12 protein-coding genes and 2 pseudogenes are annotated in these 13933 nt (G+C 73.3%); 5 read left to right on the top strand and 9 right to left on the bottom strand.

Features of this window, described 5'->3' with window-relative positions:
* Positions 1–19 precede the first annotated feature (19 nt).
* Positions 20–2209, top strand: coding sequence for an alpha-galactosidase (locus GA0070611_RS00505; RefSeq protein ID WP_091655798.1), 2190 nt, complete (start codon positions 20–22; stop codon positions 2207–2209).
* A gap of 207 nt (positions 2210–2416) precedes the next feature.
* A complete protein-coding gene (locus GA0070611_RS00500; protein ID WP_091655797.1) occupies positions 2417–3418 on the top strand; it encodes a polysaccharide deacetylase family protein in 1002 nt (333 codons plus the stop codon).
* Positions 3419–3498: 80 nt separating this feature from the next.
* Here the strand turns inward: GA0070611_RS00500 and GA0070611_RS00495 are convergent, their stop codons facing one another.
* Both GA0070611_RS00495 and GA0070611_RS00490 read right to left on the bottom strand, forming a co-directional pair.
* The gene (locus GA0070611_RS00495) at positions 3499–4080 is read right to left on the bottom strand and encodes a hypothetical protein (protein ID WP_091655796.1); all 582 of its coding nucleotides are present in this window, start codon (positions 4078–4080) and stop codon (positions 3499–3501) included.
* Between the two features lie 106 nt (positions 4081–4186).
* Positions 4187–5578: a cellulase family glycosylhydrolase gene (locus tag GA0070611_RS00490; protein WP_091655795.1), complete on the bottom strand. Its 1392-nt coding sequence runs from the start codon at positions 5576–5578 to the stop codon at positions 4187–4189.
* Between the two features lie 386 nt (positions 5579–5964).
* Here GA0070611_RS00490 and GA0070611_RS00485 point away from each other — a divergent pair, with 386 nt between their 5' ends.
* From GA0070611_RS00485 to GA0070611_RS00475, 3 genes are all read left to right on the top strand, one after another.
* Positions 5965–6927, top strand: coding sequence for a TIGR03557 family F420-dependent LLM class oxidoreductase (locus tag GA0070611_RS00485; protein ID WP_091655794.1), 963 nt, complete (start codon positions 5965–5967; stop codon positions 6925–6927).
* Positions 6924–7760 (top strand): alpha/beta fold hydrolase, encoded by an 837-nt coding sequence (locus tag GA0070611_RS00480; protein WP_091655793.1) that lies wholly within the window; start codon positions 6924–6926, stop codon positions 7758–7760. Before GA0070611_RS00485 ends, GA0070611_RS00480 begins: the two co-directional genes overlap by 4 nt.
* 165 nt (positions 7761–7925) lie before the next feature.
* Positions 7926–8564, top strand: coding sequence for a GAP family protein (locus GA0070611_RS00475; protein WP_091655792.1), 639 nt, complete (start codon positions 7926–7928; stop codon positions 8562–8564).
* 34 nt (positions 8565–8598) lie between these two features.
* Here the strand turns inward: GA0070611_RS00475 and GA0070611_RS00470 are convergent, their stop codons facing one another.
* The 7 genes and pseudogenes from GA0070611_RS00470 to GA0070611_RS00445 all read right to left on the bottom strand — a co-directional run bounded on the left by GA0070611_RS00470 (position 8599) and on the right by GA0070611_RS00445 (position 13891).
* Entirely contained in the window at positions 8599–9399 is an 801-nt protein-coding gene (locus tag GA0070611_RS00470) for an endonuclease/exonuclease/phosphatase family protein (protein WP_091655791.1), read from the bottom strand.
* Between the two features lie 9 nt (positions 9400–9408).
* On the bottom strand, positions 9409–10899 hold the full coding sequence (locus GA0070611_RS00465; protein WP_091655790.1) for a phosphatase PAP2 family protein: 1491 nt from the start codon (positions 10897–10899) through the stop codon (positions 9409–9411).
* A gap of 76 nt (positions 10900–10975) precedes the next feature.
* On the bottom strand, positions 10976–11977 hold the full coding sequence (locus GA0070611_RS00460) for a YihY/virulence factor BrkB family protein (protein WP_091655789.1): 1002 nt from the start codon (positions 11975–11977) through the stop codon (positions 10976–10978).
* On the bottom strand, positions 11970–12977 hold the full coding sequence (locus tag GA0070611_RS00455; protein ID WP_091655788.1) for a diacylglycerol/lipid kinase family protein: 1008 nt from the start codon (positions 12975–12977) through the stop codon (positions 11970–11972). The genes GA0070611_RS00460 and GA0070611_RS00455 overlap by 8 nt, the downstream gene beginning before the upstream one ends.
* Before the next feature lie 117 nt (positions 12978–13094).
* A pseudogene (locus GA0070611_RS32565) lies at positions 13095–13283 on the bottom strand (Clp protease N-terminal domain-containing protein); the annotation flags it as partial.
* A 189-nt stretch (positions 13284–13472) separates the two neighbouring features.
* Positions 13473–13655: pseudogene (locus tag GA0070611_RS32560) on the bottom strand (Clp protease N-terminal domain-containing protein); the annotation flags it as partial.
* Positions 13655–13891, bottom strand: coding sequence for a helix-turn-helix domain-containing protein (locus tag GA0070611_RS00445; protein ID WP_088963234.1), 237 nt, complete (start codon positions 13889–13891; stop codon positions 13655–13657). The pseudogene GA0070611_RS32560 and the gene GA0070611_RS00445, both read right to left, overlap by 1 nt.
* Positions 13892–13933: the final 42 nt, after the last annotated feature.

Below are 13933 nucleotides of genomic sequence, written 5' to 3'. Positions count from 1 at the left end.
GCACAGAAAGTCGAGCGGCATGACGGCTCCGGCCATCCTCCACCTGCGCCGCGCGCGGACCAGCCTGGTGCTGGACGCGCGTGGCCCGGGTCTCCCCCGGGTCGTGCACTGGGGTACCGACCTCGGACCACTGCCCATCGAGGACCTGCCCGCCCTGGTCGACGCCACGGTCCCGCCGGTCGTGCCGAGCAGCTTCGACGCGCCCACGGTGCTGTCGTTGCTGCCCGAGGCGAGCGCCGGCTGGAGCGGTCGGCCGGGACTGGCCGGCCACCGCGCCGGCCGGGACTGGTCCACCGCCTTCCGGCTCACCGGCCTCGACGTCGACGACCCGTCACAAGGGGCCCCTCTACCGGCACCCGGCGTCGACAAGGGGCCCTTCCCTGCTTCCGTGACCGTGCGGGCGGCGGACCCGGGCGCGGGGCTGTCGCTGACGGTCGAGATCGCGCTGGACCCGGCGGGGTTGCTGACGCTGCGGCACCGGCTGCGCAACGACGGCGACGCCCCCTACGAGGTGCGCGAGTTGACGCCGGTGCTGCCGGTGCCGGCCGTCGCCACCGAGCTGCTCGACCTGACCGGGCGCTGGTGCCGGGAGCGCAGCCCGCAGCGGCACCCGTGGCCGATGGGCGCCTGGGTGCGCGAGGGCCGACACGGCCGGACCGGGCACGACGCCACGCTGCTGCTGGTCGCCGGCACCGCCGGCTTCGGCTTCGGGCACGGCGAGGTGTGGGCGGTGCACACCGCGTGGAGCGGCGACCACGTCACCGCCGCCGAACGCCGGCCCACCGGCGAGGCCACCCTCGGCGGCGGCGAGCTGCTCGCCCCGGGCGAGATCGTGCTCGCCCCCGGCGAGGAGTACGCCACTCCCCTGCTCCACGCGGTGCACTCCACCGAAGGGCTGGACGGGCTCAGCGACGTGCTGCACACCCACCTGCGGGCCCGGCCGGGGCACCCGCGTACGCCCCGGCCGGTGACCCTGAACGTCTGGGAGGCGGTCTACTTCGACCACGACCTCGACCGGCTCACCGCGCTCGCCGACCGGGCCGCCGAGGTGGGCGTGGAACGCTTCGTGCTCGACGACGGCTGGTTCGCCGGGCGCCGGCACGACCGGGCCGGCCTGGGCGACTGGTGGGTCGACGAGGAGGTGTGGCCGGGCGGGCTGCAACCGCTCATCGACCACGTCCGCGGGCACGGCATGCAGTTCGGCCTCTGGGTCGAACCGGAGATGGTCAACCCCGACTCGGAGCTGTTCCGGGCCCACCCGGACTGGGTGCTGCGGGCCCCCGGCCGGCTGCCGCTCCCGTGGCGGCACCAGCAGGTGCTCGACCTCGCCCACCCGGACGCGTACGCCCACCTGCTGTCCCGGTTGGACGCGGTGCTGTCGGAGCACCACGGGATCGGGTACCTGAAGTGGGACCACAACCGGGACCTCACCGAGGCCGGACACGCGGGCCGGCCCGGGGTGCACGCGCAGACCGTGGCGGTCTACCGGCTCCTCGACGAGCTGCGCGCCCGGCACCCGGGGGTGGAGATCGAGAGCTGCTCGTCCGGGGGCGCGCGGGTGGACCTGGAGATCCTGCGGCGCACCGACCGGGTCTGGGCCAGCGACTGCAACGACGCCCTGGAACGGCTCGCCATCCAGCGCTGGACCGGTCTGCTGCTGCCGCCGGAGCTGGTCGGCACGCACATCGGACCGGAGCGCTCGCACACCACGCACCGGGTGCACGACCTGGGCTTCCGCGCGGTCACCGCGCTCTTCGGGCACCACGGCATCGAGTGGGACATCAGCCGGATCAGCGCCGCCGAACGGGCCGAACTCACCGCCTGGGTGGCGCTGCACCAGCGGCTGCGCCCGCTGCTGCACGCCGGGCGGGTGGTCCGGGTCGACCACCCCGATCCGGCCGTCCAGGCGCACGGCGTGGTCGCCCACGACAAGTCCCACGCGGTGTACGCGGTCAGCCGGCTGGCCACCTCGGTGACGCAGGTGCCCGGCCCCGTCCGGCTGCCCGGGCTGGACCCGGCCCGGCGCTACCTGGTCCGGCCGCCCGCCGGCGTGCCGGAGCCGGCGGTGCTCCAGTTCGCCGAGCCGGGCTGGCTGGCCTCGGGAGCCGGGGTGACGCTGAGCGGGTCGGCGCTGGCCTCGGTCGGGCTGCACCTGCCGGCCCTGCACCCGGAGCAGGCGCTGCTGCTGGAGGTGACCGCCGCCGACTGACCGGCCCTCCGGAAGCCGGCCGAAAATTTTCGGCCGGATGACCATCCGGATCCGACCACAGTGGCATTCATCAGGGTTGATACCGGGCACCCTTCCGGAAATCGTTGACACGGCGGAAACGACGGTTCAATACTGTCGCCATCACACACCTCGACTTTCGTCGATGCGTGTCCGTCCCCGCCCGTCCGCACGAGGAGGAGTCCCCGGATGCGAACCACCCCACGCCGCCCAGCGCGGTCCCTGGTCGCGGGCCTCGCGGCCGCCGTACTGGTCGTCGCCGGTGGCGTCGTCGGCACCCTGACCGCCACCGGCGCGCCCGCCCGGGCCGCCGCGTGCAGCGGTTACGTCGGGCTGACCTTCGACGACGGCCCGTCCAACGACAAGACCCCCGCCCTGCTCACCGCGCTGCGGCAGAACGGCCTGCGCGCCACCATGTTCAACGAGGGCCAGTACGCCGCCGCCTACCCGGCCCAGGTACGGGCCCAGGTCGACGCCGGCATGTGGGTCGGCAACCACAGCTACACCCACCCGCACCTGGTGCAGCAGAGCCAGGCGCAGATCGACTCGGAGATCTCCCGCACCCAGCAGGCCATCGCCAACGCGGGCGGCGGCACCCCCAGGCTGTTCCGCCCCCCGTACGGCGAGACCAACTCGACGCTGCGGTCGGTGGAGACGAAGTACGGCCTGACCGAGATCATCTGGGACGTCGACTCGCAGGACTGGAACGGCGCGAGTGTCGACGCGATCGTGCAGGCCGCCGGCCGGCTGACCAACGGACAGATCATCCTCATGCACGAGTGGCCGGCCAACACCCTCGCGGCCATCCCGCGCATCGCCCAGGGGTTGGCCGCGCGCGGCCTCTGCGCCGGCATGATCTCACCGGCCACCGGCCGCGCCGTGGCCCCGGACGGCGGCGGCAGCGACGGTGGAGGCGGCGGCACCGGAAGCTGCACCGCCACGCTCTCCGCCGGTCAGCAGTGGTCCGACCGGTACAACCTGAACGTCTCCGTCTCCGGCACCAACACCTGGGTCGTCACCATGAACGTGCCCTGGCCCGCGAAGATCATCGCCACCTGGAACGTCAACGCCACCTGGACCAACTCGCAGACCATGGTCGGCCGGCCCAACGGCGCCGGGAACACCTTCGGCGTCACCATCCAGCACAACGGGAACCGGACCTGGCCGACGGTCTCCTGCGCGGTGGGCTGACCGCCGGCTGCCGTCGTCCCGGCGTCGTGGAGTGGATCAGCGGTCGGACCCGTCGATCCACTCCACGACGGCGTACCGGCTCAGCGCGCGGCGGAGGCTCCGGCCCGGACCGTGTCGCGCAGGGCCAGGGCGACGGTGGCGAACAGCGCCACCCCGCAGCCCACCCCGGAGACCAGGCCGACCGCCGCCGCACCGCCACCGAGGGCGTACGTGAGGAAGCCGGCCACCCCGAGGGCGGTCATCACCGCGCCGAGCCAGTGGTAGCGCGGCATCCGCCAGACGTGGGCGAGACCGAAGAAGTGCACGCCCACCACCACCGCCACCCAGGCGACGGCCACCTCGGGCCGGTGCAGGACGCCGTTGATCACGGCGAGGCCACCGAAGAGGGCGATCGCCTCCAGCGCGACCACCAGCCAGTAGCGACGGTCCATGAAGCCCGCCGCCTCCGGCGCCGGCCGCTCGGGCGAGGCCTGCCGGGCCACCCGGAACAGCGCGACGAGCAGCAGCGCGGCCGCCAGCAGGCCGACCACGCGCAGCACCAGCGGCCACGGCGCGGCCAGACCACCGCTGTTGACCAGGATGAACACGGTCCCGAAGGAGATCGCCACGAGTGAGCCGACCACCAGCCCCGACGGTCGTCCCCTGGTCCCTGGCGCGGTCATCGCGTACCCCCTCGGTCGGTACGCCGCGGGCGGCGCACGGCGAGCGGCGATCGTACGACACCGGTGGCCGGACCCCTGCGGGCCCGGCCACCGGCGGTCGGACGGGTCAGCTCGCGGTACAGGTCACCGCGGGGATCGCGTTGGTGCCGTTCCAGCTGGCGATGAAGCCGAAGGTGGTGCTGGCCCCGGCGCCCACCCGGGCGTTGTAGTCGACGTTGCGGCCGGTGTACGTCGCGCCGCTGTTGGTCAGCGTGGTGCTCCAGCTCTGGCTGACGGTCTGGCCGTTGGCGAACGTCCACCTCGTCGACCAGCCGTTGAGCGCGGCCGAGCCGGCGGTCACCTTGATCTCAGCCTGGAAGCCGCCCTGCCACGAGTTGATGATCGTGTAGCTGGCGGTGCAGCCGCCGCTGGGCGGCGGGGTGGTGGTCGGCGGGGTGCTCGGGCTCGGGCTCGTCGTGGGGCTCGGCGAGGTGCTCGGGCTCGGGCTGGTGGTCGGGCTCGGCGGGGTGGTGCCGGCGTAGACCGACGCCTCCTTGGCGGTGGCCTTGATGCCGTTGGCGCCGTTGAAGATGCGCTGTCCCCAGCTGGTCAGCTGGTTCGGGTTGAAGCCGGTGGCCATGTCCAGGTACTCGACGCCGCCGCCGTTGCCGCTCCACGACCAGCCGAGGTAGCCGATCCCGTTGGCCTGGCTGTAGGACATGATGGTGTCCTCGTCAGGGTTGCCGTCGGAGTGGTTGAAGCCGAACTCGCCGACCACGATGGGCAGTCCGGCGCTGCGGAACCGGCCCAGGTAGTCGGTGATCTCGGCGGCGGTGTCGAAGACGCCGTACATGTGGATCGAGAAGACGGTGTTCTTCTGGGGGTCGGCGTTGAAGACCGTGCCGGCGTTGTCCCGCATGGTGAAGGACCAGTCCTGGCCCCAGTTCGGGCCGTCCACCATGATCGTGTGGGTCAGGCCGCCGGCGCGCAGCTTCTTGATCGCGTTGGCGGTGTCGTTCGTCCAGGCGCCGTAGCCCTGGTTGCCGAACGGCTCGTTGCCGATGTTGATGATGACGTACTTCTCCTGGCCCTGCAGCGCGCTGGCGACGCTCAGCCAGTAGGAGGCCGCCCGGTCGAGGGTGGTGGCGGCGCCGTCCTCGCCGTAGCCGGTGGTGTCGTGCGCCTCCAGGACGCAGACCAGCTTGTTGGCCTTGCACAGCGAGATGACGTTGGCGACGTCGGCGGTGTCGTTCTTGGCCCAGCGGTCGCCGGTGGCCAGCACGACCCGCACGGTGTTCGCGCCGAGCGCCTTGATGTTGGCGAACGAGCTGGTCTGCTGCGGGTACCAGGTGTGCGCGTGGTTGACCCCGCGCATCACGAACTCGGTGCCGTTGGCGTCGTAGAGGCGCCCGTTCGAGACGGAGAAGCCGGCGGCGGCGTGCGCCGGCTGCCCGAAGGCGAAGACGGCGGCGAGGACCGTCAGCAGGGCGGCGCCCGCTGCGGAGAGCAACTTCTTCATGGTTGTCCTCAGGGAGGTCTCCCCCGTGCCCAGGTGGGGGTGCGGTGGTGGTGACGAAACGACGGCGGCTGAGCCCACAGCCACCGCCCGACTCCCGGCGGACGCCGGCCTCAGCGTAGGGCGGCGAAACGCGGAAAGCAACCGGTTAAGTTGCCGAACGATTCCGGCGGTGTCCTGTGGTGGCCCGTGTCGCCACGGACCACCACAGGGGCGGTCATCCCCACCACAGGATGTTGCGCCACCCCGGTCTGAACCGGTTAAGGCCGGACTGTAGGCAGCATCCTCCGCGCCGTCAAGAGAGCGCCGCGCCGCCGGCAACCGGACGCCAGGGTTGGCCGCCGCGAGCCGGGGTATCCGGTGACGATCCACCCGGAAGGAGACACGCCATGGTCAACGTCGGCTACACCCTCATGTGCGAGCAGGCCGGTCCCAAGCAGCTCGTCGACTACGCCGTCCGCGCCGAGGCCGCCGGCTTCGACCACCTGGTGATGTCCGACCACTACAACCCGTGGCTGGAGAGCCAGGGCCACTCCCCGTACGCCTGGTCGGTGCTCGGGGCGGTCGCCCACGCCACCAGCCGGGCCGAGCTGCTCTCCTTCGTGACCTGCCCGATCCGCCGCTACCACCCGGCCGTGGTGGCGCAGAAGGCGAGCACCGTCGGGGTGCTCTCGGACGGCCGGTTCACCCTCGGCCTGGGCGCCGGGGAGAACCTCAACGAGCACGTGGTCGGCGGCTGGCCGCACGTGCAGCAGCGGCACGAGATGTTCGAGGAGGCGCTCCAGATCATCCGGCCGCTGCTCAACGGCGAGACGCTCACCTTCTCCGGCAACCACTTCGACGTGCCCGACGCGTACGTCTGGGACCGGCCGGAGCGCCCGGTGCCGATGGCGATCGCCGCCTCCGGCCGGCAGTCGGCCACCCTCGCCGCCGAGTACGCCGACGCCCTGATCGCCACCGACCCGCTGCCGCACCTGGTGGAGATGTACGAGGAGGCCGGCGGCGCGGGCCGGCCCCGCTACGGCCAGGTGGCGATCTGCTACGGCCCGGACGAGGCCGAGTGCCGCAAGATCGCGCACGACCAGTTCCGCTGGTTCGGGTCGGGCTGGAAGGTCAACGCGGACCTGCCCGACCCGGACTCCTTCGCCGCGGCCACCCAGTTCGTCCGCGAGGACGACGTGGCCGAGGGCATCTCCTGCGGGCCGGACGTGGACCGGCACGTCGAGGCGTTCAAGAAGTTCGTCGACGCGGGCTTCACCCACGTGGCGCTGGTCCAGGTCGGCGGCGACCGCCAGCCGATGTTCCTCGACTGGGCCCAGGAGGAACTCCTGCCCCGGCTGCGGGAGCTGTGAGCCGCCGGCTCTCGCCGCCCGGCCGGTTCCGGGCGGCGGAGCTGCGCCTCGCCCTCGCCGCCCCCCGACCGGCGGCCGGGCTGACCAGCGAGTTCCGCCTCGTCGACGGGCTGCGGACGCACACCCGCCGGTCGGCCGGTCCCGGCGTCGGCGAACCCGCCGTGGTGCTGGTGCACGGGCTCGCCGTGTCGCACCGCTACCTCACCCCGCTCGCCGTCGCGCTCGCCGACACCCATCCGGTGTACGTGCCGGACCTGCCCGGCTTCGGGCTGAGCGAGCGCCCCGGCACCGCGTACGACGTGTCGCGGCACGCCGCGCACCTGGCCGCGTGGCTGGCGGCGTACCGGCCGGGACCGGTCTGCCTGCTGGGGCACTCGTTCGGCGCGGAGGTGGCCGCCGCCCTCGCCGCCACCCGCCCCGACCTGGTCCGCGCCCTGGTGCTGGCCGCGCCGACCAGCGACCCGGTCGCCCGTACCCGCCGGGGACAGTTCGGCCGGTGGCTGGTCGACACCGCGCGGGAGGCGCCGTGGCAGGTACCGGTTCTGCTCCGCGACGTCTGGGACGCCCGGCCGTGGCGGGTGTTCGCGACGCTGTCGCACTCGGTGCGCCACGCGATCGAGGCGGACCTGGTCCGGGTGGGCGTGCCGACGCTGGTGCTGGCCGGGACCCGTGACCCGGTGGTGCCGGCGCAGTGGCGGGAGCAGGTGGCCCGGCTGGTCCCGGGCGCCCGCTCGGTCGCGGTGCCGGCCGCCGCGCACAACGTCGCCACCACCGCGCCCGGACCGGTCGCGGACGCGATCCGCGCCCTGTTGGCGCCCGTGCTGCGAAGGTGAGTCCATGCGTATCGGGAACACGGAGATCCGCCCCGCCGGGGGCGGCCTCGGCTGCCTGCTGATGATCCTCTTTTCGATCGTCGCCTCGGTGGTGCTGACGGTGCTGCTGAACCTGATCCTCTGAATCGACGCCTCACCCGAGCCGGCCAGCCACACAATGAGGGCGTGAACCTGCTGACCGTGCTGCCGATGGCGATCGTGATGGTCGCCGGCCCGCAGCTGATCAGCGCCGTCTTCCTGGCCGCCAGCCGGGACCCGCGCCGCAGCTCGCTGGCGTACCTGGCCGGGGCGGCGCTCGGCACGCTGGTCGCGCTGACCGTCTGGTACGGGGTGTTCCGAGCGGTCCGGCACACCGCCGGCAACGGCACGAAGGATAGCGGCAGCCGGCACCTGATCGACTGGATCGTGCTGGCGCTGCTGGTCGTGCTGATGGTGATCGTGTTCCTCCGGCGCAAACGCAACCAGCCGCCGTCCTGGATGGTCAAGCTGGAGGATCCCCGGCCGGCGTTCGCCTTCGGGCTCGGCGCGCTGCTCTTCGTCGCCATGCCCAGCGACGAGGTCACCATGGCCTCGGTGGCGGGCAGCCTGGCCGGTCACGACAAGCCGTGGTGGCACCTGCTGCCGTTCCTGGTGCTGACCGTGCTGCTGCTGGCCCTGCCGCTGCTGGCGGTGGTGCTGCTCGGGCAACGCGCCGCCCGGACGCTGCCCCGCCTGCGCGACTGGGCGAACGCGCACTCCTGGATCATCAGCGAGATCGTGATCCTGATCTTCGTGGCCATCGTCGGCTCGGACCTCGCGTCGTAGCGACGGTCGGGCCGGCCCGCTGACGCGGCGACGCTCACGCCGGGTCGAGCGCGAGGTCGGCGAGGACCGGGTAGTGGTCCGAGGCGGTGTCCGCGTCGCCGCCCCGGAGCACCCGGACGCCGCGGGTCAGGGCGGCCAGCGCCGGGGTGGCGAGCAGGTAGTCCAACCGCATCCCGGCGAACTCGGCGCCGCCGTACCGGGTCGGCACGGTGAGCCCGTCCGGCTCCGTACCGCCGGTGTGCGGCCAGAGGTCGACCAGGCCGGCGTCGAGCAGCCGGGCCACCGCGCGGGTGTCCACGGTGCGGCCGTCACGGCGCAGGTGCCGGCGGCGGTAGGGCGGGGCCAGCCCGGCCAGCCGGGCGGCGTGGTCGGCGACCGGGTCGAGCGTGTTCAGGTCCCCGACCAGCAGCGCCAGCCGACCGGCCCGGCTCACCGCGTGCGCCAGCCAGTCGGCCTCCAGCCGCCGCCGGCCGCCGGACCACGGGTACAGGTGGGTGCCGACCACGGTCAGCGGGCCCTCGGTGGTGGCCACCGCCACCCGGACGGCGGCGTGGTGGAACGGACGGCGCAGCGGGCCGGCGCGCAGCACCCGCAGCGGCGGGCGGACCAGCACCGCGACCGGCTGCCCGAGACAGGAGCGGGCCAGGTGGGACACCATCCCCACCCGGCCCGCCAGCTCCGCCGTCCGGCCGTCCCGGTCGAACCCGCGCAGCTCCTGCAACGCGAGCACGTCGGGGCGGTGCGCGGTGACGACCGCGACGATCCGGTCGGTCCGGTCGGTCCCGTCCCGGTCCCGGCCGCCGGTTCGCACGTTCCAGGTCATCACCCGCAGCATCGGCGCCGGTCAGTCCTCCCGGCCGGCCTTGGCCAGCTCGTCGTCCAGCTCGTGCACCTGCTCCGACTCGATGGCCGGCCGGTTGCCCTCGGTCACGTCGGCGTTGGGCCGGACCACCCAGTACAGCAGCGAGATCCACAGCGCGCTCAGCAGGATCGCGCCCATGAAGTCGGTGGGGTGGTGCATGCCCCGGTACATCCGCGAGGTGGCCACCCCGATCGGCATGATCACGGCCATCGCCACGAAGAGCCACCGCCACCAGCGGTCGGTCCGCGCGAACACGATGATCGCCATCGCGCTCCACAGGCAGATGGTGGCCGCGATGTGCCCGGACGGGAAGGACGAGGTGGGCATCTGCCCGTCCAGGTTCTCCACCGGCGGGCGCGGCCGCTCGACCACCCGGGCGCTGGCGAGGAAGAGGCTCAGCTCGCCGAACATCGCCAGCACCACGAAGAGCACCGGCCGCCAGCGCCGCCAGATCGCCAGCACGATCGGGCAGAACACCAGCGAGACCAGCAGGATCGCGTGGGTGTCGCCGAACTTGCTCCACCACCAGCTCAGCTCGGTCAGCGTGTCGGTGCGCCGGGCGGCGAACCACTGCGGGACCTCGGTGTCGAGGGTGGCGAAGAAGGTGCCCTTGGCGTGGTAGCTGACGAACATCCCGAAGCCGTACAGGGCACCGAAGACGATCACCCAGCCGACCACCAGTTCGGCCACCGACGAGCGGGGGTGCTCCAGCAGGTGCTCCTCGGCGGGAGCGGGCTTGATCTCCTCCCCCGCCTCCGGCTCCAGGCCCTCGCTGATCGGCGGCACCGGCCGGCCGCGCTCGCGCCGCCAGAGCCGGAAGGCGTACGCGGTGATGCCCAGCCAGACCGCGCCGAGCAGCCAGCCGGCGAGCACGTCGGAGACGAAGTGCACGCCGAGCGCGATCCGGGTCAGCCCGATCAGGAAGACCAGCACGGCGACCACGGCGATGGCCGGCTTGCGCCACCGCGCCCGCATGGCCGGCAGGAACACCAGCAGCAGCGCCCCGTACGCGACGAACGAGCCGAGCGCGTGCCCGCTCGGGAAGCTGTGCCCGGGGGCGTGGGTGATCGGCACGTCCACCACCGGACGCAGCCGGCCGACCAGCGCCTTGAGCGACGGGTCGAGGATCAGGCCGCCCACCCCGGTGATGATCAGGTAGACCGCCAGCCGGGACTGGCGGCGGATCAGCAGGCCGATCACCGCGATGGTGACCAGCCAGATCAGCACCGGCCGGCCGCCCAGGTCACTGATCGCCTTGAGGACGGTGACCACGGGACCCTTGCCGGCCACCAGGCTGTTGAACCACTCGGCCGCCTCGTGGTCGGCGTGGTAGAGCGGGGCCCACTTGAACCGGACGAGCATGAGCAGCACGCCGAACACGACCCCCGCGCCGGCGACGGCGAACAGACCCGCGACGCTGCGCCCGGCGAACTGGCCGAGCGGCCGACGCGTCGTCTCCTTGACCGCGGTCACCTGACACCTCCCTTGTCTTCTGCGAGGCGCGCTGTACCCGATTCCGGGCTCGCGTACACGCCGGTCCGGCGGGTCGTCAGAGCGCGGTCATGTCGCCGGTGTCCAGTTCCTCGATCCGCTGGGCCTCCGGCTCCCACAGATCGGGCTGGGCGGGTTCCTCCACGCCGATGCGCATCGCCTCCAGCTGGGCGGCGAAGGCCAGCCCGCCGAAGAGCGCCATGCCGGTCAGGTTGGCCCAGAGCAGCAGCGCCATCATCCCGGTCAACGCGCCGTACGTCTGGCCGAAGCCGCCGCTGTACTTGACGTACGCGGCCAGCAGCAGACTGGCCAGCCACCAGAGCACGGTGGCGATGCCGGCGCCGAAGAAGAGCCAGGAGAGGCCGGGCTGGTTGCGCCGGGGCGCGTGCCGGAACAGCACCGCGACGGCCAGCACGGTCAGCCCGAGGCTGAGCGGCCAGCGGACGATGTCCCAGGCGGCGTTGGCGAAGCTGCCCCACTCGTAGTGCCGCTGCACCGACTCGCCCATCGCCTTGCCGCCCACCAGGATCAGGAACCCGGTCAGCGCGGGCACGCCGGCGGTCACCGCGAGCACCGCGGCGCGCAGGTACTTGGGCAGGGCGGGGCGGTCCCGCTCCACGCCGTAGATCCGGTTCGCGCCCCGCTCGATCTGCGCCATCACGGTGGTCAACGCGATCAGGCCGGTGATCAGACCGAGGGTCAGCGCCAGCTCGCCGGCGTGCTCGGTGCGCTCGCCGTCGCCGAGCAGCTCCTGCACCACCGACTCGCTCTGGCCCGGGGTGAGGGCCAGCACGGTGTCGGCGACCACCTCGCCGCCCTCGCCCGCGCCCAGGTCGGTGATCAGGCCGGTGAGCGCGATCAGGAAGGGCACCACCGCGAGGCAGAGCTGGAGCGCGAACGCCCGGGAGTGGCTGAAGCCGTCGCCGTAGCGGAACCGGATGAAGGCGTCGCGCAGCAGGCACCAGCCGCCGTGCCGGCGCAGCGTGTGCCAGGCGTCGTCGGCGGAGAGTTCCTCCTGGGCCATCAGCCGGGTCTCGGGGACCAGCCTGGTGCTACTCACGGCGGGCTTCCTCGACCAGGCGCTCACCGCGCTCGGCGGCCCGGCGCGCGTCGACCGACAGGTCGGGGTGCTGCTCGGGACGCGGTACGCAGAGCCAGAGCGACTGCGGCTTGATCTCGGCCTTCAGTCGGCGGCCCGGGTCGATCAGGTCGCCGTCGAGCTGTCGGGGCTGGGCCCGGTTGCTGGTGATCTCGACGGTGCGGCCCCGGAACACCTCCATCCGGGGCACGCTGCCCCGGCGGCGTACCAGCGCCCAACCCATCGCCATCCAGTGCCCGAGCGTGCGCGGGGTGAGCACCGCCACGTCGAGCCAGCCGTCGTCCGGCTCGGCGTCGGTGAGCAGGCGTACCCCGCCCTGGAGGCGGCCGACGTTGGCGACCAGCACGGAGCGGGCCCGACGGCGCAGCGGCGGCCGGTCGTCGATCCGGATGGACACCCGCATCGGCCGGTCCCGCAGGTGCCGGGCGGCCCCGACCAGGTACGCGGGCCAGCCGATGCGCTTCTTGGTGGTCTCCGAGGTGGAGTCGAGCATCTGCGCGTCGAAGCCCATCCCGGCCATCACGGCGAAGCACTGGTCGTCGACCACCCCGACGTCGAGGCGGCGCATGCCCCGCTCGACCGCCACCTGCAGCCCGGCGGCCAGGTCGTTCGAGAGGCCGAGGTTGGCGGCGAGCAGGTTGCCGGTGCCCTGGGGCAGCACCGCGAGCGCCACGTCGGTGCCCGCGAGGGCGGTGACGCAGGCCATCACGGTGCCGTCCCCACCGCAGGCGAAGACCACCTCGGCGCCCTCCCGGACGGCCTGCTCGGCCTGCCCGCGCCCCGGGTCCTCGACGGTCGTCTCGTGCCAGGTCGGCGCGGGCCAGCCGGCGGCGTCGAGGGCGCCGTCCACGGTCCGCCGGAACTCGTCGAGATCGGTCACCTTGGCCGGGTTGACCACCACCGCGGAGCGTGGCGCGGGGTTGTCTGCGGTCACCGGACGCTTGTCCTCTCCACCATCCACGGCGCAAGTGTGCAGCAACCGCGGCCGGTCAGCGACTCGACGCGGGCGGAGGTTGCACAGACCGCAATCAGGTTTGAAACCGGTCAGCGGCCGGCGGGGGCCTCAGGCCGCGGTGCGCAGCGCCTGCTCCACCCGGCGGCGCAGGTCGTCCAGGTCGGCGCCGGCCTCGGTCAGCACCTGCGCGGCGAGGCCGTTGCCCTCGCGCAGCAGGCCGAGCAGGATGTGCTCGCTGCCGATGTGGTGGTGGCGCAGCTGGAGCGCCTCGCGCAGGGACAGTTCCAGCACCTTCTTCGCCCGGGGCGAGAACCGGCCGTCGTCGGTGCGGCGGCCCCACCAGCGCCGCCGGGCGGGCCGGGCCTCCCGCAGCGCGTCGGGGCCGAAGGACTCCTCGATCCGGGCGACGATCGCCGCCAGGTCGATGCCGATCTCGCGCAGCGCGGCGGCGTCCGCCGCGCCGAGGCCGTCGACCGTCCCGGCGGTGTGCCGGGCCACGGCGGCCCGCAGCTCATCGGGCCGGATGCCGCCGGCCGAGAGCACCCGGACGGCCAGGTTGTCGCCGTCGGCGAGCACGCCGAGCAGCAGGTGCTCAGTGCCGACGGGGCGCCGGCCCTCGGTGCGGGCCTCCTCGACCGCGTGCCGGACCACGCTTCTGGCCCGGTCGGTGAACCGCTCGAACATCACGCCTCCCAGGTTCCTCGGACCGCCGGTCGCCCGGCGTGCTTCTTGTGGACCGCCTGCCGGCTGACCTCGAGCGCGTCGGCGATGTCCTGCCAGGACCAGCCCTGCCGTCGGGCGTTGTCCACCTGGACCACCTCCAGCCGCTCCAGCAGCCGGCGCAGCGCGAGGACCGCGCGCAGCCCGACCTTCGGGTCGGTGCTGCCGGCGGCCGCCGCGAGTTCCGTTGCCTGACTCATGCTGTCAACATAGGTTGACGACGCCAGGTCTGTCAACCCCGG

The sequence above is a fragment of the Micromonospora auratinigra genome (assembly GCF_900089595.1).
GTDB classification, from domain to species: Bacteria; Actinomycetota; Actinomycetes; order Mycobacteriales; family Micromonosporaceae; genus Micromonospora; species Micromonospora auratinigra.
This window is presented reverse-complemented; position numbering and strand designations above follow the sequence as displayed.

Coding starts and splice junctions, on each gene's coding strand:
- GA0070611_RS00505 (WP_091655798.1), top strand. CDS start 20: ATGACGGCTCCGGCCATCCTCCACCTGCGCCGCGCGCGGACCAGCCTG.
- GA0070611_RS00500 (WP_091655797.1), top strand. CDS start 2,417: ATGCGAACCACCCCACGCCGCCCAGCGCGGTCCCTGGTCGCGGGCCTC.
- GA0070611_RS00495 (WP_091655796.1), bottom strand. CDS start 4,080: ATGACCGCGCCAGGGACCAGGGGACGACCGTCGGGGCTGGTGGTCGGC.
- GA0070611_RS00490 (WP_091655795.1), bottom strand. CDS start 5,578: ATGAAGAAGTTGCTCTCCGCAGCGGGCGCCGCCCTGCTGACGGTCCTC.
- GA0070611_RS00485 (WP_091655794.1), top strand. CDS start 5,965: ATGGTCAACGTCGGCTACACCCTCATGTGCGAGCAGGCCGGTCCCAAG.
- GA0070611_RS00470 (WP_091655791.1), bottom strand. CDS start 9,399: ATGCTGCGGGTGATGACCTGGAACGTGCGAACCGGCGGCCGGGACCGG.
- GA0070611_RS00445 (WP_088963234.1), bottom strand. CDS start 13,891: ATGAGTCAGGCAACGGAACTCGCGGCGGCCGCCGGCAGCACCGACCCG.